This is a genomic window from Tsukamurella spumae (genome assembly GCF_012396015.1).
Classification (GTDB): domain Bacteria; phylum Actinomycetota; class Actinomycetes; order Mycobacteriales; family Mycobacteriaceae; genus Tsukamurella; species Tsukamurella spumae.
The window spans coordinates 114,471-138,140 of record NZ_JAAXOQ010000011.1; the positions used below are offsets into that span (position 1 = coordinate 114,471).

18 protein-coding genes and 1 pseudogene are annotated in these 23,670 nt (G+C 70.7%); 8 read left to right on the forward strand and 11 right to left on the reverse strand.

What is annotated here, in order from left to right; genetic code table 11:
- Nucleotides 1–87: 87 nt before the first annotated feature.
- The gene (locus tag HF999_RS10380) at nucleotides 88–1,512 is read left to right on the forward strand and encodes a condensation domain-containing protein (protein ID WP_168545794.1); all 1,425 of its coding nucleotides are present in this window, start codon (nucleotides 88–90) and stop codon (nucleotides 1,510–1,512) included.
- Between the two features lie 134 nt (nucleotides 1,513–1,646).
- On the opposite strand, the gene HF999_RS10385 is transcribed toward HF999_RS10380, so the two are convergent.
- The 4 genes from HF999_RS10385 to HF999_RS10400 form a co-directional block, all read right to left on the reverse strand.
- The gene (locus HF999_RS10385; RefSeq protein WP_168545795.1) at nucleotides 1,647–2,249 is read right to left on the reverse strand and encodes an LGFP repeat-containing protein; all 603 of its coding nucleotides are present in this window, start codon (nucleotides 2,247–2,249) and stop codon (nucleotides 1,647–1,649) included.
- Between the two features lie 63 nt (nucleotides 2,250–2,312).
- Entirely contained in the window at nucleotides 2,313–3,080 is a 768-nt protein-coding gene (locus tag HF999_RS10390) for a thioesterase family protein (protein WP_168545796.1), read from the reverse strand.
- A 136-nt stretch (nucleotides 3,081–3,216) separates the two neighbouring features.
- On the reverse strand, nucleotides 3,217–5,424 hold the full coding sequence (katG, locus tag HF999_RS10395) for a catalase/peroxidase HPI (RefSeq protein WP_312854089.1): 2,208 nt from the start codon (nucleotides 5,422–5,424) through the stop codon (nucleotides 3,217–3,219).
- Nucleotides 5,425–5,613: 189 nt separating this feature from the next.
- A complete protein-coding gene (locus HF999_RS10400) occupies nucleotides 5,614–6,882 on the reverse strand; it encodes a serine hydrolase (protein WP_312854090.1) in 1,269 nt (422 codons plus the stop codon).
- Between the two features lie 28 nt (nucleotides 6,883–6,910).
- Between HF999_RS10400 and HF999_RS10405 the strand changes: the two genes are divergently transcribed.
- A complete protein-coding gene (locus tag HF999_RS10405) occupies nucleotides 6,911–7,606 on the forward strand; it encodes a lysoplasmalogenase family protein (RefSeq protein WP_168545798.1) in 696 nt (231 codons plus the stop codon).
- Between the two features lie 42 nt (nucleotides 7,607–7,648).
- On the opposite strand, the gene HF999_RS10410 is transcribed toward HF999_RS10405, so the two are convergent.
- Entirely contained in the window at nucleotides 7,649–8,587 is a 939-nt protein-coding gene (locus HF999_RS10410; RefSeq protein ID WP_168545799.1) for a DUF808 domain-containing protein, read from the reverse strand.
- A gap of 157 nt (nucleotides 8,588–8,744) precedes the next feature.
- Here HF999_RS10410 and HF999_RS10415 point away from each other — a divergent pair, with 157 nt between their 5' ends.
- Nucleotides 8,745–10,982 (forward strand): NADP-dependent isocitrate dehydrogenase, encoded by a 2,238-nt coding sequence (locus HF999_RS10415; protein ID WP_168545800.1) that lies wholly within the window; start codon nucleotides 8,745–8,747, stop codon nucleotides 10,980–10,982.
- 51 nt (nucleotides 10,983–11,033) lie between these two features.
- Here HF999_RS10415 and HF999_RS10420 read toward each other — a convergent pair whose 3' ends face one another.
- A complete protein-coding gene (locus tag HF999_RS10420) occupies nucleotides 11,034–11,639 on the reverse strand; it encodes a TetR/AcrR family transcriptional regulator (protein WP_168545801.1) in 606 nt (201 codons plus the stop codon).
- A 138-nt stretch (nucleotides 11,640–11,777) separates the two neighbouring features.
- On the opposite strand from HF999_RS10420, the gene HF999_RS10425 reads away from it, so the two are divergent.
- Entirely contained in the window at nucleotides 11,778–13,157 is a 1,380-nt protein-coding gene (locus tag HF999_RS10425; protein ID WP_168545802.1) for a flavin monoamine oxidase family protein, read from the forward strand.
- On the opposite strand, the gene HF999_RS10430 is transcribed toward HF999_RS10425, so the two are convergent.
- From HF999_RS10430 to HF999_RS10450, 5 genes and pseudogenes are all read right to left on the reverse strand, one after another.
- Nucleotides 13,150–13,977 (reverse strand): SDR family NAD(P)-dependent oxidoreductase, encoded by an 828-nt coding sequence (locus HF999_RS10430; RefSeq protein ID WP_168545803.1) that lies wholly within the window; start codon nucleotides 13,975–13,977, stop codon nucleotides 13,150–13,152. The genes HF999_RS10425 and HF999_RS10430 overlap by 8 nt on opposite strands.
- A gap of 5 nt (nucleotides 13,978–13,982) precedes the next feature.
- Nucleotides 13,983–15,194 (reverse strand): annotated as a pseudogene (locus tag HF999_RS23230) (lipase family protein).
- Nucleotides 15,195–15,217: 23 nt separating this feature from the next.
- Nucleotides 15,218–16,597 (reverse strand): MFS transporter, encoded by a 1,380-nt coding sequence (locus HF999_RS10440; RefSeq protein WP_168545804.1) that lies wholly within the window; start codon nucleotides 16,595–16,597, stop codon nucleotides 15,218–15,220.
- A gap of 109 nt (nucleotides 16,598–16,706) precedes the next feature.
- Nucleotides 16,707–17,528 carry a PaaX family transcriptional regulator gene (locus tag HF999_RS10445; RefSeq protein ID WP_168545805.1) on the reverse strand — a complete coding sequence of 274 codons (822 nt, stop codon included), beginning with the start codon at nucleotides 17,526–17,528 and terminating at the stop codon, nucleotides 16,707–16,709.
- 62 nt (nucleotides 17,529–17,590) lie between these two features.
- The gene (locus tag HF999_RS10450; RefSeq protein ID WP_168545806.1) at nucleotides 17,591–18,001 is read right to left on the reverse strand and encodes a RidA family protein; all 411 of its coding nucleotides are present in this window, start codon (nucleotides 17,999–18,001) and stop codon (nucleotides 17,591–17,593) included.
- A 182-nt stretch (nucleotides 18,002–18,183) separates the two neighbouring features.
- On the opposite strand from HF999_RS10450, the gene HF999_RS10455 reads away from it, so the two are divergent.
- The 4 genes from HF999_RS10455 to HF999_RS10470 are packed head-to-tail and all read left to right on the forward strand — an operon-like array spanning nucleotide 18,184 to nucleotide 23,608.
- Nucleotides 18,184–18,639 (forward strand): cupin domain-containing protein, encoded by a 456-nt coding sequence (locus HF999_RS10455; protein WP_168545807.1) that lies wholly within the window; start codon nucleotides 18,184–18,186, stop codon nucleotides 18,637–18,639.
- A complete protein-coding gene (locus HF999_RS10460; RefSeq protein WP_168545808.1) occupies nucleotides 18,636–19,556 on the forward strand; it encodes an acyl-CoA thioesterase in 921 nt (306 codons plus the stop codon). Before HF999_RS10455 ends, HF999_RS10460 begins: the two co-directional genes overlap by 4 nt.
- A gap of 13 nt (nucleotides 19,557–19,569) precedes the next feature.
- Nucleotides 19,570–21,219: an AMP-binding protein gene (locus tag HF999_RS10465; protein ID WP_168545809.1), complete on the forward strand. Its 1,650-nt coding sequence runs from the start codon at nucleotides 19,570–19,572 to the stop codon at nucleotides 21,217–21,219.
- Between the two features lie 31 nt (nucleotides 21,220–21,250).
- Nucleotides 21,251–23,608, forward strand: coding sequence for a bifunctional salicylyl-CoA 5-hydroxylase/oxidoreductase (locus tag HF999_RS10470; protein ID WP_168545810.1), 2,358 nt, complete (start codon nucleotides 21,251–21,253; stop codon nucleotides 23,606–23,608).
- The last annotated feature ends 62 nt before the right edge of the window (nucleotides 23,609–23,670 follow it).

Sequence of the window (23,670 nt, forward strand, 5' to 3'; positions counted from 1 at the left end):
TCGGTCTGTCGATCGCATACTAGGTCACCCCGGTACCGGGACTACAACGTCAGCAGTACGACACCCCGCGCGAGTAGGGTGTCCGGGGTGCAACCGCTCCCGTCCCAGCTCGCGATGCTGCGTCTGGAGGCGCAGAACCCGGGGTCGGCCGCGCTCCGGATCGAGGCGGCCTGGCGCACCTCCGAGCGGGTCGACGAGCATGCGTTGGTACGCGCCGCCGCGGGCGCCCTGGACGAGACGGAGGTCGCCGGGCTCGGTGCGCGTCACGGGGCCGACGGTGTCGTCGGCTTCGTCCCGGCCCCGCGTTCAGCGATCGACGTCCGCGCCTTCGACACCGAGAGCGAGTACCGCGCCTGGCGCGCCGCCCCGGTCCCGTCGCCCGACGGTGCCGCGCTGGTCGGCATCGCCGTCGTCCGGGTCGGCACCGATCACGTGTTCGTGGTCCGCGCTCACCACGCGGTACTCGACGGCTACGGGCTCGAGCTCCTGGCGCGACGGGTCCTGCAGCGCTACCCGCGCGAGGTCGCGGGGCTCCCGCTGCCGCATGTCGGGCTCGGGAGTCTCGAGGAGGTCGCCGCGCAGGTCGCGCCGGCGCGCCTACCGGATCTGACGTTCTGGTCGGGGGCCACAGACGGCGTCGGGCAGCCGGGCCGCGAGATCGCCTTCACCCCCCGTGCGGCCCCACAGGCGGAGCGACCGCTGCTGTACCGCGAGAGCATCCGGGTTCCGGGCCTGCACGACCGGGCGGCGTGGCCGAGCGAGGCGGTGGGCACCGTCGGCGCGTACACCGCGCGGTACCTGGGTACGACCGACGCCCGGATCGGGGTGGTGTTGGCGCTGCGCCGCACCCCCGCGCAGCGGGCCACGCCCGTGCAGTGGATGGCGGTGGTACCGATGCGGCTCGAGGTGCTCGCCGATTCGACGCCCGCAGCCCTGGGCGGTCGGGTGAACCGATGGCTGACGGCCGCGGGGAAGCGGGTCGCCGACGGCGAGCGTCCCGAGGAGCTGCTGACGGCGTTGCCGGCTGCGTGGCGTACCGGCCGGCTGTACGGTCCGGCGGTCAATGTCCTGCCGTACGTGCGTCACGAGGGCTGGACCGTCGACGTGGGGGCGTGGGGGCCGGTGGAGGACTGCCTGTTCAACATCTGGCCGGGTCCGGACGACGAGCTCGTGGTCGAGGGAGCCTTCCATCCGGAGCTGTACACGCCGGAGCGGGCCCGGGGGCACGTCGAGGCGTTGACCGCGCTGCTGACGGTGTCCCTGGCGTCGCCCTTCCACCCCTTCGCGACGATCCCGAAGAAGCCGATCGCCGCCGACCGGATCGCCGTACCGGGCGGGTGGATCTCGCCCGCCGAGCTGCAGGGTGCCCTCGCGAGCGCCGGATTCACCTCCCACGAGACGGAGCTCCTGACGACCGAGCCGGTCACCGTGGTGCTGCGCGGCGTGGCACCGCACCGGCTCCTCGCGGCGCGGGCGGTGCTGCCGCCGGGCGTGCGCCTCCGCGTGCGCTGATCGGCCGGAACCGCGCGCTCCTCGCCTCCGGGGTCCCGGTGAACGCGCAGCGCCGCCCCGATCCGTCCGTGCCGGCAGGCACGAACGGTGTTCATCGGGGCGGCGCTGTGAGCGGTCCTGCCTGGTCGAACGACCTAGGAGACGGTGGCCTTACCGTCGGCGAAGGTGATCGTCCCGTGCTGGAAGGTCTGCTTGATCACGCCACCCTCCGAGGTCTCGTCGCTCGTCGGGTAGCCGAGCTTGCCGGCCTCGTGGCCCGACTCGCCCCACTTGTCGCCGATCACGCCGTGGACGACGTGCGCGCCGCTGGCCTCCGACCAGTAGATGGTGCCGCCCTTGAGGGTGAGGAACTTGCCGTGGCTGTCGGGCAGCGCGGCGACGGGGCCGAGCGGGGCGCCGAGGTGGCCCTTGCCGTAGCCGTACTTGGCGTACTCCGCGAGGATCGGCGCATCCGTGATGGTGACCTCGGTGCCGCCCGCGGTCTGCAGCGTTGTCGACGGAACCGCAGGCTTCGCCTCGGAGCCGCTGCCGGTGACATTGCTCACCGCGGCGCCGGCGGCGGAGGTGGCCTGTGCGGCGGCGTCGCCCGCGGCCGAGGTGGCGGCGGCTGCAACGCTGCCCGCGGCGGAGGTGGCGGAGCTCGCCGTGTCCTTCGCCTTCTCACAGGCGGCAAGGCCGGTGGAAAGGACCGTGACGGCGGCGATCGCGCCGATCGTCCGAGTGATCCGAGCGTTCATGTGAGTGTCCCATCGACAGCGTGAATTCGAACGCACGCATATAACCACATTTACGACACCCGCTCAGTGCGGACGTACGGTTTGAATCTGGTCGATCGTTCCCAGCGGTCCGTGAGCGTCGTGAACGATCGAATGCGTCAGACCAGCGCCGTCGGGACCGGTGGAGACGCGGGTGTCGAACCCGAGCGCCTCGCCGTCGGGGTCGCGGAAGAGGTGTGCGGTGAGATCGAGGTTCGGGTAGGCCACCTCCTCGGGGCGAAAACGCGCGGTCATCCCATTTGCGATGTCAAAGAACCGCGCCGCGCGGGCGACCGGGCCGGAGGGCTCGTCGAGCAGCGGGACCGGCGATTGGACCCAGTACGCGGCGCGGCCCGGACGGGTCTGGACGCGTCGTGCCCGGGTGGAGGCGATGTAGCCCCCGGGCCAGACGGTGCTCGCCTCCCACGCCGGCATCTCCGTGGCGGGAGGGATCGCGTCGAACTCGGTCCCGGCCAGCGCGGTGGTGTCCCGGCGGTCGAGCAACCACGCGCGCAGGACGAGTGCGGGGCGGCCGTCGTGGCTCAGGCTCGCCTCGACGAGCTCGATGGTGCGACCGGGACGAACGGTGCGCACCTGGACCTCGACGGTCTCCATCGGCAGCGTCCCGAGGATGTCGTAGCTCAGGCGCGCCAGCCGCAGGCCGTCGTCGCGGCGGGCGTCGCGATCCTGCTCGACGATGTGGGCGAGGAGCGCCATCGGCGGCGCGATGTGCTGCTCGGAGGTGTTCCAGCCGCCCGAGACGTGCTCGGTGGGGCGGAACGCGGTGGCGGAGACCCGGTCGAAGTACGGCATGGGCTGAGCGTACGCGTCCGACCGGCGGATATGTCGAATATGGTTAATTTGGACTAACTGAAAGTGGCTGCCCGGAAGCGCGCGCCCCGCACACCGGGGGTGTGCGGGGCGCGGCGGCCGGGGCGAGCGAAGAGGATCAGGCCTTCACGTCGAACCGGTCGGCGTTGGCGACCTTCGTCCATGCCGCGACGAAGTCCTGCACGAACTTCTCCTTGGCGTCGTCGGCCGCGTAGACCTCGGCGAGAGCGCGGAGGATCGAGTTCGAGCCGAACACGAGGTCGGCCCGGGTCGCGGTCCACTTCTTCTCGCCCGTGGCGCGGTCGGTGCCCACATAGGTCGAATCGTCGTCGCTCGCGGGTGCCCACTTCGTCGACATGTCGAGGAGGTTGGCGAACCAGTCGTTGCTCAGGGTGCCCGGACGGTCGGTGAACACGCCGGCTTCGGAACCGCCGAAGTTGTTGCCCAGCACGCGGAGTCCGCCGATGAGCACCGTCATCTCCGGCGCGGTGAGGCCGAGCAGGCTCGCCTTCTCCACGAGGAGGTACTCCGGCGGCATCGGGGCGCCCTTGGCGACGTAGTTGCGGAACGCGTCGAATCTGGGCTCGAGCACCGCGAACGACTCGACATCGGTCTCCTCCTGGGTCGCGTCGCCGCGGCCCGAGGTGAACGGGATCGTGACATCGACGCCGGCGGCCTTCGCCGCCTGCGCGACACCGGCGTTGCCGGCGAGCACCACGACGTCGGCGAACGAGACCGTCTTGCCGGACTCGGCGCTCCACGCCTGTGCCACGCCCTCGAGGGTGCGAACGACCTGCGCGAGCTCATCGGGCTCGTTGACCTCCCAGCCGGCCTGCGGCTGCAGCCGCAGGCGACCGCCGTTGGCGCCGCCCCGCTTGTCCGAGCGGCGGAACGAGGAGAACGCCGCCCACGCGGTCTTGACCAGCTGTGCGGTGGTCAAGCCGGTGGCCAGGATCTGCTCGGTGATCGCGGCGGCTTCGGCGTCGTCGAGGACGGTGCCCGCCGGGATCGGGTCCTGCCACAGCTGCTCGGTCTTCGGTACCAGCGGGCCGACGTAACGCGACGACGGGCCCATGTCGCGGTGGAGGAGCTTGAACCACGCCTTGGCGAAGGTATCGGCGAGCTCCTGCGGGTTGTCGAGCCAGCGCTTGGTGATCTCGCCGTAGACGGGATCGAAGCGCATCGACAGGTCGGTGGTGAGCATCGACGGGTGGGTCTTGCCGGTGCCGAAGGACTCCGGGACCGAGTTCGCCCAGCCGCCGTCCTTCGGTCGCCACTGATTCGCGCCCGCGGGGCTCTGGAAGAGCTCCCACTCGTTGCCGTAGAGGATCTCGAGGAAGCTGTTGTCCCACTTGGTGGGGGTGTGCGTCCAGATGACCTCGAGGCCACTGGTCACCGCGTCGATGCCCACGCCGGTGCCGTTGCCGCCCTTCCATCCGAGACCCTGTTGCTCCATCGGGGCGGCCTCGGGCTCGGGGCCGCTCTCGACGGGGCCCGCGCCATGGGTCTTGCCGAAGGTGTGGCCGCCGACGATCAGTGCCGCGGTCTCCTCGTCGTTCATCGCCATCCGGGCGAAGGTCTCACGGATGTCGTCCGCGGCGGCGATGTAGTCCGGCACGCCCTCGGGGCCCTCGGGGTTGACGTAGATCAGGCCCATGTGCGTGGCCCCCAGCGGCTTCTCCAGGTCGCGCTTGCCGGAGTAGCGACCGTCGGAGCCCATCCAGGCGCGTTCGGGCCCCCAGTAGACGTCCTCGGGCTCGTAGACATCGACGCGGCCGAAGGCGAAGCCGGCGGTCGTGAAGCCCATGTCCTCGAGCGCGACATTGCCCGCGAACAGGATCAGGTCGGCCCAGGACAGCTTGCGGCCGTACTTCTGCTTGACGGGCCACAGCAGGCGGCGCGCCTTGTCCAGGCTGACATTGTCGGGCCAGCTGTTCAGCGGCGCGAAGCGCTGCAGGCCGGCACCGCCACCGCCGCGGCCGTCGGTGGTGCGGTAGGTACCGGCGGAGTGCCACGACATGCGGATGAACAGCGGGCCGTAGTGGCCGAAGTCGGCGGGCCACCAGTCCTGCGAGTCGCGCATCAGGGCCACGAGGTCGGCGCGGACGGCGTCCACGTCGAGCGTCGCGACCTCGGCGGCGTAGTCGAAGTCGGCGCCCAGGGGGTCGCCCTCGGCGGGGTTGTTGGCGAGCACCTTGAGATCGATCTCGTCGGGCCACCAGTCGCGGTTGCCGCCGCCCGCCACCGGCGGGCGCAGCGAACCGTGGGCGACGGGGCAGCCGCCGCTGGTCTGCTCTTGGGGGGAGGTGGTCTGATCCTCGGACACGGCGTTCCTCTCAGTACGGAAGATGTGTTCGGCTGTAACGCGTTGCGGCCGGGCTGACGGGCCGCGCATCACCCACCATACGTCCGCTCGGCCGCGGAATCCAGCTTTTCTGGAATTGTTCAAGATATTCCTGAAAGGCCAGGTGGATCGGCCTATCGCAGCGTTAGGCGGCCCCTATCGGGGTCGGCCTCAGGCCCGTGCGAACTCGCGCGCGATCGCGTCCAGCAGGACGGTGTAGCGCCCCGCCTCGGGGTGGGATCCGGGCTTTCCGCTGGACACCACCGCGGCCGCCAGGTCACGCTCCGGATCCGCCCACATCGCGATCTGGGTGAGCCCCGTGTGACCGAAGGCGCGGGGCGCGTTGCGCCCGAACGGGCCGAACCGCTCCGACCCGAGCATGTAGCCGGTGCCCCAGCGCAGCGGCGCTCCGCCGGTCGCGAAATCGGGACGCAATCGGCGGGCCTGAACCGTCGCCGTGGCGATGGTCTCCGGACGGAGCACGCGGACACCGTCGAGCTCGCCGCCGCGCCGGAGGATCTCGGCGAAGCGGGACAGCTCGGCCGCGTTCGAGACGAGATTGGACGAGGGCACGATCCCGGTGAGGAACCGTGGCGAGTTGGACATCGGCACGATCTGCTGCATGGTCCCGCCGACCACCTTGCGGAACGCCGCCTCGATCGCGGCCGGGGCGGGGGCGCCCGTCGCGTAGCTCAGCCCGACGGTGCCGATGTCCTCCGGCGCGACGCCGAAGTTGGTCCAGCGGAAGGCCAGCGGGTCGAGGATCTCCGTGGCGGTGATCTCCCGGATCGTGCGGCCGGTGGCGGCGAGGACGAGCTCGCGGACGAGCGGGCCCCAGGTCAGCGCGTGGTAGAAGTGGAGCCGGCCGGGGGAGTAGATCGGCTTGATGCTCGCCAGCATCTCCCGGGTGTACGCGCTGTCCTCGGACCGCCGCAGATCCGGCCGCGGCCCCGTGTTGATCGGGATGCCCGCGCTGTGGGTCAGCACGTGCCGCACCGTGATCCGGTCCTTGCCGCCGGAGACGAACTCCGGCAGGTAGTCGCAGACGTGCGCGTCGAGCGCGAGGTCGCCCCGCTCGATCAGCCGGTGCAGCACCGTGACCGCCACGCCCTTCGCGGTGGAGTAGGTGCAGAAGGGGGTGTCGACGGTGACCGGGAGCGGCTCGGTCGCCTCGTCCCGGTTCGAGGGGAGATCGGGGCCGTTGCCGCGGGCGTGTCCGATCGCCCGGTTCAGCACGGTGCGACCGTGCTGCCGGACGCACACCTGGATCGCGGGCTGCATGCCGGCGGCGTACCACGAGCGTGCTGCGAGCCAGACCCGCTCGACGGCCCGCGGATCGACATCGGTGCGGTCCTCGGGCCCGATGTCGGTGATCGCATCCAGGTCGCGAGGGACGTGGATGCGACCCCTCGCGGAGGTGTCGACGATGCGGCTGCTCACGGCACGAGCTTACGGATAGATTTGCGCGGTGACCCGAGCCAGCACCGTCCTCAAACTCGCCTACGCCGCACTCGCCGCCGTCGACGCGACCCTCTCCGCGTCCTCCCGGCCGTCCCGGCATCACGCGCGGCGGTTCACCAAGCCGCTCTTGCTGCCCGTGCTGGCCGCCTCCTTCGCCACCGACCCCCGGTCGCGGCGCTCGCCGCTGCGCACGAGCACGCTCGCCGGGCAGGCCGCGGGGTGGGTGGGCGACGTGGCACTGCTGCGCGACGAGCCGAGGGACTTCGCGCTCGGCGCGACCGCCTTCGCCACCGGTCACGCCGCGTACATCAGCGGGCTGCTCGCACAACGGGATCCGCACGCCTCCCTCGCCGGACCCGCGCTGGTCGGCGCGGCCTGGGCGGCAGGTGCCCCGAGGACTCTGCTCGCCGCGTACCGCACGGCCCCGGCCCTCGCCCCGGTGCTCGCGGTGTACTCGGCGGTCCTCAGTGGTACGGCCGCCTCCGCGACGGTGCTCGGCCCGCAGATCTCGACGGGTGCGCGTCGCGCGACGCTCGCGGGCGCGGGTCTGTTCCTGCTCAGCGATTCGATCCTGGGACTGCGCAAGTTCGTGCTGGCCGACCCGCCGGCGCTGCTCGAGGGCGCGGTCATGGGCACCTATTGCGGCGCGCAGTTCCTCCTCGCCGAGGGAGCGGCCCGGGCGGGAGCTGCGGGCGCTCCGTAACCGGCCGCGCTCGACCCGCTGACCGGGTGCCCGTGCACCGGCTCAGTGCGCTGCGGAGGCGCCGCGCAGCTTCGCGACCAGGTGTACGACGCACACGATCACCGCTCCCACGGCGAGCCCGAACACCGCTGAGGCGAGGGTGTTCGCGAGCCACCCGATCACGCCGCCGACGGCGGGGATCAGGTCGCGCGCCCACACCTCGAAGTGATGCACCACGGAGTACGGCCAGTGCCATCCGAGGTCGTCGAGGCCCACGAGCAGGATGTGCCCGCCCACCCAGCACATCGCGACCACGCCGACCGTCGACAGGGTGCTCAGCACCACCGGCATGGCCTTGACCAGCCGCCGGCCGAGGGCACTCACGGCGGGCGAGGACCGCTGGGCGAGCGCCAGACCCACATCGTCCATCTTCACGATGGCCGCGACCACGCCGTACACCAGCGCGGTGATCGCGAGCGCGACCACGACGAGCACCACCGCCTGCTCCCAGAGCACCACGCCCGCGATCTCGTTGTAGGAGATCACCATGATCTCGGCGGAGAGGATGAAGTCGGTGCGGATCGCGCCGCTCACCACGGTGTTCTCGTCCACCGGCCCGTCGGAGCCCGACGGTTGCTCCTCGTGCCCGGCGATCCACTCCCAGACCTTCTCAGCGCCCTCGAAGGAGAGGTAGGCGCCGCCGAGCATGAGGATCGGGGTCAGCAACCACGGGGCGAAAGCGCTCAGCAGCAGGATCGCCGGGAGGATGAAGAGCAGCTTGTTGCGGATCGAGCCCTTGGCGATGCGGGCGATGATGCCGAGCTCGCGCTCGGGGCGCACGCCCTGCACGTACCGCGGGGTGACGGCGGTGTCGTCGACGACGACGCCGACCGCCTTCGCGCTCGCCTTGCCGGCGGCAGCGGCGACGTCGTCGACCGAGGCCGCCGCCATCCGTGCGAGCGCGGCGATGTCGTCGAGCAGTGCAGCGAGTCCTCCGGCCATGGCGACAGCGTAACGGCGCGGTCGTTCCACGTTTGCCGGAGTGCCGCCGCACGGCCGACGAAGTGGGGGAGGATACTGAGTGAGCCGTTACATGGAGACGTCCGAGCCCTTCACACACGGGGCGGAAGACCAAGACATTCGGGAGAAGCAAACACACATGAGTGCGCAGCAGCAGACCATCATCTACACGCTGACCGACGAGGCGCCCCTGCTGGCCACCGCGTCGTTCCTGCCGATCATCCGGGCCTTCGCCGGCCCTGCCGGCATCGACGTGCAGACCAGCGACATCTCGGTCGCTGCTCGTATTCTGGCGACCTTCCCCGAGCGCCTCACCGACGCGCAGAAGGTTCCGGACAACCTGGCGGCGCTCGGTGAGCTGACCCTCGACCCGTCGGCGAACATCATCAAGCTCCCCAACATCAGCGCCTCCGTCCCCCAGCTGCTGGCCGCGATCTCGGAGTTGCAGGACAAGGGCTACGACATCCCGGACCTGCCCTCCGAGCCGAAGACCGACGAGGAGCGCGACATCGCCACGCGCTACTCCACCATTCTCGGCAGCGCGGTGAACCCGGTCCTGCGGCAGGGCAACTCGGATCGCCGCGCCCCGCGCGCCGTGAAGGAGTACGCGCGCAAGAACCCGCACAGCATGGGCGAGTGGTCGATGGCCTCGCGCAGCCACGTCGCGCACATGAAGCATGGCGACTTCTACCACGGTGAGAAGTCCACGACGCTCGACCGCGAGCGCGATCTGCGGATGGAGCTCGTCACCACGGACGGTCAGGCCCACGTGCTCAAGGAGAGCGTCAAGCTCGGCGCGGGCGATGTCATGGACTCGATGTTCATGAGCAAGCAGGCGCTGCTGGAGTTCTACGAGGAGCAGATGCAGGACGCCTACGAGACCGGCGTGATGTTCTCGCTGCACGTCAAGGCCACCATGATGAAGGTCTCGCACCCGATCGTGTTCGGTCACGCCGTCAAGGTCTTCTACAAGGACGCGTTCGCCAAGCATCAGGCGCTGTTCGACGAGCTGGGCGTCAACGTCAACAACGGCCTCGGCGACCTGTACGACAAGATCGCCACGCTGCCCGCGAGCAAGCACGAGGAGATCGTCAAGGACCTGCACGCGTGCCACGAGCACCGTCCGGAGCTGGCGATGGTCGACTCGGCCCGCGGCATCTCGAACTTCCACTCGCCGTCCGATGTCATCGTCGACGCCTCGATGCCCGCCATGATCCGCGCCGGCGGCAAGATGTACGGTGCCGACGGCCGCACCAAGGACACCAAGGCCGTGATGCCGGAGTCCACCTTCGCGCGGATCTACCAGGAGATCATCAACTTCTGTAAGACCAACGGCGCGTTCGATCCTCGTACCATGGGCACGGTCCCCAACGTGGGCCTGATGGCGCAGAAGGCCGAGGAGTACGGCTCGCACGACAAGACCTTCGAGGTTCACGCCGCCGGCACCGCGAACATCGTCGACAACGCCACCGGCGAGGTCATCCTGTCGCAGGAGGTCGAGGCGGGCGACATCTGGCGCATGTGCACCGTCAAGGACGCGCCGATCCGCGACTGGATCAAGCTGGCGGTCAACCGTGCTCGCAACTCCGGGACGCCCGTCCTGTTCTGGCTGGATCCGTACCGCCCGCACGAGAACGAGCTGATCAAGGCCGTCAAGGCGGAGCTGAAGAAGTACGACATCGAGGGCCTCGACATCCAGATCATGTCGCAGGTGCGCGCCATGCGGTACACCCTCGAGCGGGCATCGCGCGGTCTCGACACGATCGCCGCGACCGGCAACATCCTGCGCGACTACCTCACCGACCTGTTCCCGATCCTCGAGCTCGGCACGTCGGCGAAGATGCTCTCCATCGTCCCGCTCATGGCGGGCGGCGGCATGTACGAGACCGGTGCCGGTGGTTCTGCGCCGAAGCACGTCAAGCAGCTCGTCGAGGAGAACCACCTGCGGTGGGACTCGCTGGGCGAGTTCCTCGCGCTCGCGGTGAGTTTCGAGGACATGGGCATCAAGAACGACAACGGTGCGGCCAAGATCCTCGCCACCACGCTGGACGCCGCCACCGGCAAGCTGCTTGAGAACAACAAGGCCCCGTCCCGCAGCACGGGCGAGCTGGACAACCGTGGCAGCCAGTTCTACCTCGCCCTGTACTGGGCGCAGGAGCTGGCGGCGCAGACCGAGGATCCCGCCCTGGCGGCCACCTTCGCGCCGCTGGCCCGCAAGCTCGCCGAGGATGAGTCGGCGATCGTGGAGGAGCTGCGTGCGGTCCAGGGTGAGCCCGCCGACATCGGCGGCTACTACCTGCCGGACCCCGAGAAGATGTCGAAGGTGATGCGCCCGAGCGAAACCTTCAACGCGGACCTGGCCTCGCTGAAGGCCTGACCGACTCCCGGAACGGGCATCGCCGACCTCGGTCGGCGGTGCCCGTTCGCGCTATCGGGGGGAGGGGGCGGCGAGCGTCACGATCATGTCGATGACCGTCTCCAGATCGCCCGCGGAACGCTCCCTGTCGGGACTGGCCACGTGCTGCAGGATCAGGCCGTCGACGGCGGCCAGAATGACGCGTGCCAGCCGGTCCACCGGGATCGCGCTCGTCTCGTGCGCCCTCTCGATCGCCTCGGTGCACCACTGCCGCACCGCATCGGCGTAGCGCTCGTACTGCACCCGGGCGAGGTCCTCGAGGCCCGGCGTCCGCAGCGCGTGGGTCACCAGCTCGTACTGCACGACCTGGAGTTCGCGCTCGTCGGCCACGAGCGCGGACCAGAAGTTGCGCATGCCGTTGCGGATGGCGTGCTCGAGTCCGGCGTCCGTCTCGGCCGTGCGGCGGAGCACCTCGGAGATGTCGTCGACGACCTGCTCGATCACGGCCTGCAGCAGCTGTTGCTTGCTGGGAAAGACGTGCTGCAGGGTCCCGAGTGGGATGCCGGCCTCGCTCGCGACGGCGCGCAGGCTGGTCTTGGCCACCCCGTCGCGGATCAGGACCGCGTGCGCGGCCGCGACGATCTGCGGGCCGCGGACCGCGGACTCGACGTAGGGCATCTGGCCTCCGGCTCTCTCGATTCGTCCCCCAGCAAATCACATCCGATTTCCGTGGAGCCCTCGACACGGGGGGTGGCGGGCCTTACAGTGCACTCATCAAGTCATACAACTGACTGAGAGTGATCGAAGGGGCGGAACGTGGCGGATGTGAACGTGATCGTGGTGGGTGCCGGGCTCGCCGGACTGTCGGCGGCACGCCGGCTGGTGGCCGCGGGCAGATCGGTGCGGGTCCTCGAGGCGCGGGACCGCGTCGCGGGTCGCACCCTGGGCGGCTTCCTGAGCAACGGCGTACCGGTCGAACTGGGCGGACAATGGATCGGGCCCGACCAGACGGCGGCGCTCGAGCTGGTGGCCGAGTTGGGCCTCGAGACCTTTCCGTCCTACGACGACGGTGACGCGATCACCGTCATCGGCGGGCGGGCGATCCGCTACGACGACGTGACCTTCGGTCTCGACGAGACGTCGCTCGCCGAGGTGGGGCGGCTCTGGGTGACCATCGAGGCGCTCGCGGCCGGTGTCGATCCGGCGCAGCCGTGGGCCGCCGAGGGGGCGGAGGATCTGGACCGGCACAACGTCGACACCTGGCTCTCGGCGAACACCGACATGGAGATCGCGCGCGCCTTCTACCGGATCATCGTGCCCGCGGTGTTCTCCGCCGAGGCGGCGGAGCTGTCCTTCCTGCACTTCCTGGCCTACATCCGCTCGGGCACGAGCCTGGAGATGCTGCTGACCACCCGGAAGGGCGCGCAGGACTCGAGGGTCGTCGGCGGCACCCATCAGATCTCGGAACGAATGGCCGAGCAACTGGGCGACGCGGTCCGGCTGGGCGCCGTGGTGCGCACCATCACCCAGGACGCCGACGGGGTGACCGTCGCCTACGAGAACACGGACGGAAGCCCGGGCGGCATGCTGACGGCCGACGAGGTGGTCGTGGCGATCCCGCCCACCCTCGCGGGCCGCATCCGGTACCTGCCGGCCCTGCCCTCGGCCCGCGACGGGCTGACCCAGCAGATCCCGGCCGGCGCGGTGATCAAGGTCCAGGTCGGCTACGACCGTCCCTTCTGGCGCGAGGACGGTCTCAGCGGTTTCGTCATCAGCCTCGACGACGCCTTCAACGTCGTCCTGGACAACTCGCCGGACGACGCGAGCTGCGGCGTCCTCGTCGGCTTCCTCGAGGGTGCACACGCCCGCACGGCCGCGCGGCTGTCCACGACGGAGCGGCGCGAGCTCGTTCTCGGGGCACTGGTGAAGTACCTCGGTCCCGAGGCCGCGACGCCCTTCGACTACGTCGAGATGGATTGGTGCGCGGAGGAGTTCACCCGAGGCTGCTACGGCGGCCGGCTCGGATCGGGTGTGTGGACGCAGTACGGCGATGCGCTCGCCGCACCGATCGGTCGGATCCACTGGGCCGGCGCGGAGACCGCGAGCCGCTGGAACGGCTACATGGACGGGGCCATCAGCTCCGGCCGCCGCGCCGCGGACGAGATCCTCGACGCCACGGCCCGCGGCGTCAGATGAACCGCGACTGCTGACCGTCGACGAGGGCCAGCAGGCGCTGGTATCCGGAGCCGGTGAGGCGCACGAGCAGGTCGAGCGCCACCGCGTCCGGCCCGATGAGGATGCGTGCCCGGTTCTTCTTGACCCCGTTCAGGATGGTCCGCGCCGCGGAATCGGCACTGGTCCGGGCCAGATGCTTGTTGAAGAAGTCCGCGAACGCGGCCTGGTCCTGACCGTCGGCGACGGTGGCGTTGTTGCAGATGTCGGTCTTGATGCCGCCGGGGTGCACGCACGAGACCCCCACGTCGTGCCCGCTCGAGAGCATCTCGATGCGCAGGGCCTCGGTGAAGCCCCGCACGGCGAACTTCGCGGCGTTGTAGGCGCTCTGGCCGCCGACGCCGAACAGCCCGAAGATCGAGCTGGTGTTCGCGATGTGTCCGTCGCCGGAGGCGATGAGGTGCGGCAGGAAGGCCTTGCTGCTGTTGACCACGCCCCAGAAGTCCACGTCCATCATGCGGTCGTAGTCCTTGAAGGAGGTCTTCGCGACGGAGGCGTGGTGCGCGATGCCGGCGTTGTTGAACACCAGATTGACCACGCCGTAGTGCTCGACGACATCGTCGGCGTAGGCGAGGATCTGCTCGCGCTCGCCCACGTTGACCACCTTGGTGTGAACCTCGGCGCCGAGTGCGCGGACGGCCTCGGCGGTGTTCTCGAGCCCGGCGGCGTCGTAGTCGCAGAGCGAGAGCTTCGCGCCCTGCCGGGCGAGCTCCAGCGCCAGCTCGCGGCCCATGCCGGACGCGACGCCCGTGACGACGGCGACCTTGCCGTGGAAGTCCTTCATCGGTGTCAGTTCTCCTCGTGTTCCATGACCCGCGCGAGGAACTCGGCGGCGTCGTCGGCGGCCGCGTACACGGTGCCGAAATGGTCGTTGGGGTAGAGCTTGAGGGTCACCGGCTGCCGGTGCAACGCCAGGGCGGCCGCGAGCGAGAGCCCGGACGCCACGGGCACGTCGATGTCGGTGAGGCCGTGGCCCAGGAAGATCGGCCGATCGTAGCCGTCGACTGGGGTTCCCATGTGCTGGTGCAGCGCGTCGTAGACACCCGGGATCGATCGCAGTGGAGCGCTAACCCAGGTCGAGATGCGCGCCCCCCGAAGGGCTTCGCGGGTGTCGTAGAGACTCAGTCGCTCAGCGAGCGCCACGACGCGGCGCCCCTCGTCGCTGAGCACGTCGTCGACCGCCAGGTCCGGCCGGGCGTCGCGGATGCCCGCGAGGATGTACGCGGCCTAGACGGTGGTGAGCGGCGGAAGCACCACGGGTGGAAACGAGGGCCGGAGGAACTGCACGATCCGCTCGATGTTCGCCGGTGTTCCGGTCGCGATCACGCCGCGCAGGTCCAGGTCGTACCCCGCGCCGAACTCCCGCGCGTACCGGGCTCCGTTCATCGCGGCCCCCGCGCCCTGTGACTGGCCGACCAGGGCCCACCGTCGGGACAGCGGGAGCCCCAGCTGCCCCGCGGCCCGGACCGAGTCGATCAGGTTGTGCGCCTCCACCTTCCCGTTCAGGTAGCTCATCAGGCCGGGGGTGCCCATACCCGCGTAGTCGGTGGCGACGACGGCGTACCCGCGCCGCAGCCAGTGGCCCAGGTAGAACTGCTGTCGCTCGGACTGGGGCTGGGCCGACGGGGTCGCCTCGTCGCACAGCCCGACGGTGCCGTGCGCCCACGCCACCACGGGCCAGCCGCCGGCCGGGGCGTCGCCGCCGGGCAGGAAGAGGGCTGCGGTGCTGACGGCGTCCGGACGGTGCTGGTTGGCCGTCGCGTACAGGAAGCGGTAGGCCTGGGCGGCGTCGTCGAGGCCGAGGGCGGGTGCCAGCGGTACCCGGTCGATCGGGGAACCGGCCGCCGGTGCGGGGCCCGTGTAGTCGCGGGCGTCGAGGCCGGACCAGTCCGGCGCGCCGATGGGGGTGATGGGGTCGGGCGTCGCGAGGCCCCGCAGCAACCCGGCGGCGCGGGTCGACAGCGCGCGGGGCAGCGCGGTCAGCGGGGTGAACGGCACCACGCCAACCTAACAGTCGGTCCGGATCACCGCGTGGGGCGAGGTTTCGGGATCGCGAGCGAACACGCCACCGCCACCACGCACACCGCGAGGCTGATGAGGATCGTCGCCTCGTAGGCGCCCGCGGACGGCGTCCGGACGGGCCCCGCGGAGGTCGCGGTGACCACGGTCGCCCCGGTCAGCACCATGCCGACGACGGCGGTCGCCATCGAGGTGCCGACCGATCGCATGAGGGCGTTGACGCCGTTCGCCTCCCCGGTCTGCGACACGGGTACCACGGACATGATGAGCGCCGGCATGGCCGAATAGGCGATGCCGAGGCCCGCGCCGACCAGGGCGCTCGCTGCGAGGATCCAGACCCAGGTGATGCTCCACGGCCCGGCGAGGCCGATCAACAGGACGAGGTAGCCGCCGCTGATCACGACCACGCCGGCGGCCAGCGACACCCGGGCGCCGCGCCGGTCGGTGATCCAGGAGCTGACATAGGAGAACGCGAACATCACCAGGCCGCTGGGCATGAGGACCAGACTCGCCGAGACCATATCCAGGCCGAGTCCCGCCGGCGCCTGTACGGGTGCCATGAGCAGTTGGATCGGCATCATCTGCATCGCGTAGAACGCGAATCCGGTGGCGACGGAGGCGATGTTGGTCAGCAGGATCGGCGTACTGACCAAGGTGTGCACGTTGATGAGCGCGTTCGGGACGCGGAGCTCGTAGCGCCACCAGGCGATCGCCGACACGACGAACGCGACGAACAGACCGAGGGTCCACGGGGCGGTCCAGCCCCAGTCGGAGGCCTTGGACAGGGGCAGGAGGACGAACGAGAGCACGGCCGTCAGGCCCACTGTGCCGACCAGGTCGAAGCGGCCGCCGGACTGATACGGCCCCTCGGGTACGAGTCGGAGGATCGCGGTGGCGCAGGCGACGGCCGCGGCCGCGCAGATCCAGAACAGGGCGTGCCAGCTGATGTGCCGTGCGATCGTGGCGGCGAAGGGCAGACCGAGCGCACCGCCCACGCCCAGCGACGCGCTCATCGCGCCGACCGCCGACCCCAGCTGCCGGGCGGGGACGATGTCGCGCATGATGCTGATGCCGACGGCGATCGTGCCGATGGCGAGTCCTTGCAGCCCGCGACCCACCAGGAACGGCGGCAGCGTGCTGGAGAGGGCGCACACGACGGACCCGGCAGCGACGGCCGCCATGTTGCCCAGCAGCACCCGGCGCTTGCCGAACATGTCCCCGAGGCGCCCCGCGATGGGCGTGGCGACGGCGCCGACGAGCAGGGTGATCGTCAGCGTCCACGACGCATTGCTGGGGGTGGTGCGCAGGAGGCCGGGCAGTTGTGGGATGAGCGGCACGATGATCGTCTGCATGAGCGCGACGACGATCCCGGCGGCGCAGAGCACGGCGACCGCGGCGCGGGAGGCGGGCTGGGACAGGGGAGTGCCTTCGTTGTCGGCGGCGGGCTGCCAGCGATCCTAACAACGCCGGCCCCTGCCGAGGACGCCTGCACCGTCAGGGACGGCGCTCCAGATCGGGGTGCCCCGCGAACCGTGCCGCAGGTCCGGCCAGGGCGCCGCGCAGGTACAGGAAGAGCTCGCGGGCGTGCGCCCCGGGCCAATCCGCGGGCAGGGCCTCGGCCGGTAGGCCGGGATCGCGGTAGGGCAGATCGCGCCATGCCGTGACGAGGCGGAGGTGATCGGCGAAGGCCTCGGCGTCCGCGCCCGGCGTCGCGTCCCAGCGGTCCCGCACCGGTGCGAACTCCGCGAGGAACCCGCGGTACTCGTCGGCGACGGCGTCGAGGTCCCACCACTGCGCCGCCTCGGTGCGAAGCCGCTCGACGGACGGCGCGTGCAGGTCGAACCACTCGACGTAGCCGTCGAGCTCGAGCCGGGCGAGCCGAGCGCGGGCCTCCTCGCCGATGCCCGACGGGGCGATGTAAACGCTGGCGCCCACGACGCCGAAGCCCATCTCGCCCAGTGTCTTCTTGAGCAGGACGCGGCGGGCGCGCTGCGATTCCGGCACCGAGAAGACGGCCAGGGACCACGCGGCAGAGGGGTCGTACGGGTGATCGCCGAAGATCCTGCTGTCGCCGGCCTCGAAGGCCGCCGCCCGGCGCCCCGCGAGGAGGTAGTGGCCCGGGGCGGCGGCGTCGAGGAGTCCTCGGGACTTCATCCGCGAGACGCTCGAGCGCACGGACTGCTCGTCGGGGCCGGCGGTGCCGATCAGGGCGATGATCTGCGAGATCGGCAGGGGCTCGGAGCCGCGGCCGTACAGTCCGAACAGCGAGACGATGAGATCGCGGACCAGCGGCTGCGAGCGAACTGCGTCCGTCATCGGCCTGCGGCTCCCTTCGTCGGCGGGCGGTGCGGCGAGCCGCACCGGGCTCTGCAGGGAGGCTACCCCCGTGCGCCGGACCCGATCTCCGCGATGCCCGCGATCTCGATCATCGCCTCGGGCTGCCACAGCTCGCTGATGCCGATGCCCGCCATCGCCGGGTAGTGATCGCCGGCGAGCTCGCGCCAGATGCGTCCGATCTCCTTGCCGTTGCGCTGGTAGTCCTGCACGTCGGTGAGGTAGATCGTCACCGACACCAGGTCGTCGGGAGTCCCACCCGCTTCGGCCACGGTGGCGAGGACGTTGGAGAAGGCGCGCCGGAACTGCTCGACGATGCCCCCCGGAACGATCGTGCCGTCGGCGTCCATGGCGGTCTGCCCGCCGAGGTGGAGCGTGTTCCCGACGCGGGTGCCGTGCGCGAAGCCGCGGGGGACGGCGAGCTGGGCGGGATTGACGGTGACCTTGGCTGGCATGGGGGTTCCTTTCGTGCAGAGGCGGATCGGTGATGAAAGGGTCTGTTCCCCGTGTGTGATCCGTGCTACATTCAGCCTATCTGACGGGCGTCAGAAACGCTACATACATCCGGAGAAGGACTCCTCCGTACCCCGATCCGCATCGCGGCCCGACCGGATCCATCACCCGAAAGGCGAAGCCCATGACCGACCAGATCGTCGACCCCGCACTCCTGCCCACCGGCGACGTCCCCGTCGTCACCCGGCACGGCGCGGAGAGCACCGACACCGCGCAGTCCGGCGACTGCATCCGGGTCTCCGGCGTCAGCATCCAGCACACTCCGGCCACGAAGATCTGGTACGGCCAGGTGCGCAACAAGCCCGGTTACCGGTCGCTGCCGCATCACCACGGCGAGGCCGAGACCGGCGGCTACGTGCTCTCCGGCCACGGCCGGATCTACTACGGAGAGGGCTACGCCCAGTACACCGACATGACCGAGGGCGACTGGGTCTTCGTGCCGCCCTACATGCCCCACGTCGAGGCGAACATGTCCGTCACGGACGACCTCGTCTGGCTGACCTGCCGCACGCCGGAGAACATCGTCGTCAATCTCGACGACGTCGAGGACACGGCGCTCGAGGGGTACCGGCGCGCATGACCACCGTCAACGAGTTCGACAGCAACGTGGCCGATTCCGCGCGGTTCCTCGATGCGGTGCGCCTCACCGAGACCGACGACGCCCCGGCGGGCCACCGGGCCTTCACCGCCACCACCCAGTACGTGCCCTGGCCGAAGGCCTACGGCGGCGACCTCGTGGCGCAGGCCGTGGCCGCGGCGTGCGCCACCGTCGAGGGGAAGACCGTGCACTCGGCGCACAGCTACTTCCTCCGCCCCGCCGAGATCGGAGGCGACGTGCGCTACGAGGTCGAGATCCTGCGCGACGGACGCGGTTACGCCACGCGCCACGTCCGCGGCCTGCAGAGCGGCAAGGTCATCTACACCTGCTACGCCTCCTTCGCCGCCGGAGCGGACGGCACCGAGATCCCCGGGGCTCCGCTCGTCGGCGAGGTGGCGGCGACCGGACTCGCGGGCGTCCCCGACCCCGAGAGCCTGCCGAGCTCGGCGCAGGCCCTCGCCGGCCGCGACGGTGCCGACGCCGACTACTGGTCTCACGGCCGTAGTTTCGAGATGAGGCACGTTCCGGACCCGATCTACCTGCCCGGCGACCGCGACCGCGACCGCGTCCCGCGCCAGGCGGTGTGGATCAAGGCCTTCTCGGAGCTCCCTGAGGAGCAGACGGTGCACGACATCGCGCTGGCGTACTGCTGCGACTACACGATCCTCGAGCCCTCGCTGCGAGCACTGGGAGCGTCGTGGTCCGATGAGGGCCTGCGCACCGCCAGCCTCGATCACGCGATGTGGTTCCACCGCCCGGCCCGCCTGGACGACTGGGTCCTGTACTCGCAGGAGTCGCTCAACGTCGGCTCCTCCCGCGGCCTGAACACGGGCCGCTTCCACGACCGCAAGGGGACCCACCTGGCCACCGTGTGCCAGGAGGGCCTGCTCGCGCAGTGACGGAAGGCCGACGATGACGCTCTCTCCCAGCGCCCACGAGGACACCTTCGCCCGCGACCACCTGCCACCCCGGGGGCAGTGGCCGACCCTCGAGTTCACCCTGCCCGGGCTGCGGTACCCCGACCGCCTCAACGCCGCTGCGGCGCTCGTCGACGAGGGCGCGGAACGGTTCGGCGACCGGCCGGCGATCCGGACGCCCGAGGGCCTGCTGTGGACCTACCGGGACCTGCGTGCCGCGTCGGACCGAGTGGCGCAGGTCCTCGTCGACGAGCTCGGCGTGCGGCCCGGGAACCGGGTGCTGCTCCGCGAGGGCAACACCCCGTGGCTCGTGGCCTCCTGGCTCGGCGCCCTCAAGGCGGGCGCCGTACTCGTGACCACGATGCCGATGCTGCGCCCCGGCGAGCTCGTGGACCTGCTCGAACGCACCACGCCCGCGGTCTGCCTCAGCGGCGCGGCGGCGGCCCCCGATCTGCGGGAGGCGCTGGAGCGCACCGGCTCCGGCGCTGAGCTGGTCCTCATCGGCGGTGACGACCCGGAGCGGCTCGAGGAGCGCGCCGCGCGCCACACCGGTGCCTTCACACCCGTCGCGACCGCCGCGGACGACGTCGCGCTGCTCTGCCCGACCTCGGGGAGCACCGGCCGCCCCAAGATCACGATGCACCTCCACCGCGACGTCCTGGCCAACGCCGACACCTTCGCCCGGCACGTGCTCCGTCCGGTGCCCGAGGACGTCTTCGCGGGATCGCCGCCGCTCGCCTTCACCTTCGGCCTGGGCGGCCTCGTCGTCTTCCCGCTGCGCTTCGGCGCGAGCACCGTGCTCACCGAGCGCGCCACCCCGATGCGGCTGGCTGAGGTCGTCGCCGAGCACGGCGTCACCGTCCTGTTCACCGCGCCCACGGCGTACCGCGCGATCATCCGGGGCGGTGGTGCGGGTCTGCTCCGTGGGGTCCGCGTGGGCGTCTCCGCCGGCGAGCATCTGTCCGAGGAGACCTTCGTCCTGGTCCGCGAGGAGTGCGGCGTCGAGCTGGTCAACGGCATCGGCTGCACCGAGCTGCTGCACGTCTTCCTCTCCACGGCGCCCGGCCGCACCGCCGCGGGGACGCTAGGCATCCCCGTGCCCGGCTATCGCGCCACGGTCCTGGGCCCGGACGACGCGGAGGTCGGCCCCGGCGTCCCGGGGCGGCTGGCCGTCATCGGGCCCACGGGCTGCCGGTACCTCGACGATGCCCGGCAGCTCGGCTACGTGGTCGACGGGTGGAACGTCACCGGCGACACCGTGGTCCGCGATGCCGACGGGACCTTCCGGTTCCAGGCCCGCTCCGATTCGATGATCGTCTCCTCGGGCTACAACATCGGCGGTCCCGAGGTCGAGGCGGCGATCTGCGCGGACGACGCCGTCGTGGAGGCCGCGGTCGTGGGGCGGCCCGACACCGAGCGCGGCGCGGTCGTCTGCGCCTTCGTCGTGCTCCGCGCGGGGGAGGAACCCGGCCCCGCCATGGTGCGACGCATCCAGGACGGCGTGAGGGCCCGCCTCGCCCCGTACAAGTACCCGCGCGACGTCCGCTTCGTGGACGCGCTGCCGCGCAACCCCTCCGGCAAGCTCCAGCATTTCCGGCTCCGAGATCAATTGGCCCGTGAGGCCGACGCCGCGGTTCGCGGCTGACCGACCCACCTCAGCACGAAGGACTTGAGACATGAAGATCGCAGTGATCGGGGGCGGCCCCGGCGGCCTCTACTTCTCCGCACTGATGAAGCAGCTCGACCCGGATCACGAGATCACGGTGTTCGAGCGGAACCGGGCCGAGGACACCTTCGGCTTCGGTGTCGTCTTCTCCGACGAGACCCTCGGCGGCATCGAGAACGCCGACCCGGTCATCTACGGGCAGATGGAATCCCACTTCGCCCGGTGGACCGACATCGACGTGCACTACCGCGGCAGATGGAACACCGTGGGCGGGCAGGGCTTCGCCGCCATGAACCGGCACGACCTGCTCGCCCTGCTGCAGCGCCGCTGCCTCGACCTCGACGTGGACGTACGGTTCGCGACGCCGGCGCCCGACGTGGAGGACCTGATGGCGACGCACGACCTCGTGCTCGCCGCAGACGGTCTCAACTCCGCGGCGCGCACCCGGTTCGCCGAGGGCTTCGAGCCCGATCTTGATCGCCGCCGCTGCAAGTACATGTGGCTCGGCACCGACAAGGTCTTCGAGGCCTTCACGTTCATCGTGGAGGACACCGAATGGGGCACCATGCAGATCCACGGTTACCCGTACTCGGACCAGGGCAGCACCTTCATCGTCGAGATGGCCGAGGACGTATGGCAGCGCGCGGGTTTCGACGCCACCGCCGACCGCGCCTTCGCGCCCGGCGAGAACGACGACGCCGCGATCGCCCGGATCGCGGAGATCTTCGCGCCCTACCTCGGCGACAGCCGGATCCTCGCGAACAACTCGCAGTGGATCACCTTCACCACGATGCGCAACACCAGCTGGGTGCACCGGAACCTGGTGCTGCTCGGCGACGCCGCGCACACCGCGCACTTCTCCATCGGGTCCGGCACCAAGCTCGCGATGGAGGACGCGCTGTCGCTGGCGGCCTGCCTGCACGAGAACGGCGATCTCGGTACGGCGCTCAAGGTCTACGAGGAGGAGCGGCGGCCCGTCGTCGAGTCGACGCAGCGCGCGGCGCAGGCATCCCTCGAGTGGTTCGAGACCATCGGCACCTACCGCGAGCAGGAGCAGGTGCAGTTCACCTTCAACCTGCTCACCCGCAGTCGCCGGATCACCTTCGACAACCTCCGGCTCCGCGATGCCGACTTCGCCGACCGGGTCATGCGCTCGTTCGGCGCCGGCACCGGCGCCGGGCCCGAGACCCCGGCGATGTTCCATCCGGTCACCATCGGCGAACTGCGGCTCAAGAACCGGATCGTCGTCTCGCCCATGGACATGTACTCCGCCGTGGACGGCGTGCCCAACGACTTCCACGTGATGCACCTCGGCTCGAAGGCGCTCGGCGGCGCCGGCCTGGTGATGACCGAGATGGTCTGCGTCTCCGCGGAGGGCCGGATCACCCCCGGGTGCACCGGCCTCTACACCGACGAGCAGCGCGAGGGATGGCGCCGCGTCGTCGACGCCGTGCACGCCTACTCCGGCGCGAAGATCGGCCTGCAGCTCGGCCATTCGGGCCGCAAGGGCTCGACCAAACTCATGTGGGAGGGCATCGACGATCCGCTCGACGCCGGCAACTGGGAGGTCATCGCGCCGTCGGCCCTGCCCTACGGCCCCGACAGTGCGGTGCCGCGCGAAATGACCCGCGCCGACATGGATCGCGTGGTGCGCGAGTTCGCCGACGCCGCCCGCCGCGGCGCCGATGCCGGCTTCGATCTGCTCGAGTTCCACGCCGGCCACGGCTACCTGCTCTCCTCGTTCCTCTCGCCGATCTCCAACACCCGCACCGACGAGTACGGCGGCTCCGTGGAGAACCGGCTGCGCTTCCCGCTCGAGGTCTTCGACGCCGTCCGGGCCGCGTGGCCCGCCGACCGGCCGGTCTCCGTCCGACTGTCCGCGACGGACTGGATCCCGGACGGCAACGACATCGATGATGCGCTGGAGATCGCCCGCGCCTTCTGCGAGCACGGCGTCGACCTCGTCGACGTCTCCACCGGGCAGGTCGCCAAGCACGAGCGGCCCGCCTTCGGGCGGAGCTACCAGACCCCGTACGCGGATCGCATCCGCAACGAGGTCGCGGGGCCGGCGGGGGTGCACGTCGTGGCAGTCGGCGCCATCTCCTCCTACGACGACGTCAACTCGATCCTGCTGGCGGGCCGCGCCGACCTGTGCGCACTGGGCCGGGCCCACCTCTACGACCCCCAGTGGACCCTGCACGCCGCGGCCGACCAGCAGTACGCCGGACCGGGGGCCGAGTGGCCGGACCAGTTCCGCGCGGGCAACCGCAAGCCGCCCAGTGCGCGCACGGACGCCGTTCGGCCTCGGCTCGCGCTACTCCGCGACGAGGAGCCCGAGCTCGCCGCGCACGTGCGGTGGACCCCGTGATCGCCGCCCATTGCTGACCCGTGCACGACGAGCGGCGGCGTCCCTGTCGGGACGCCGCCGCT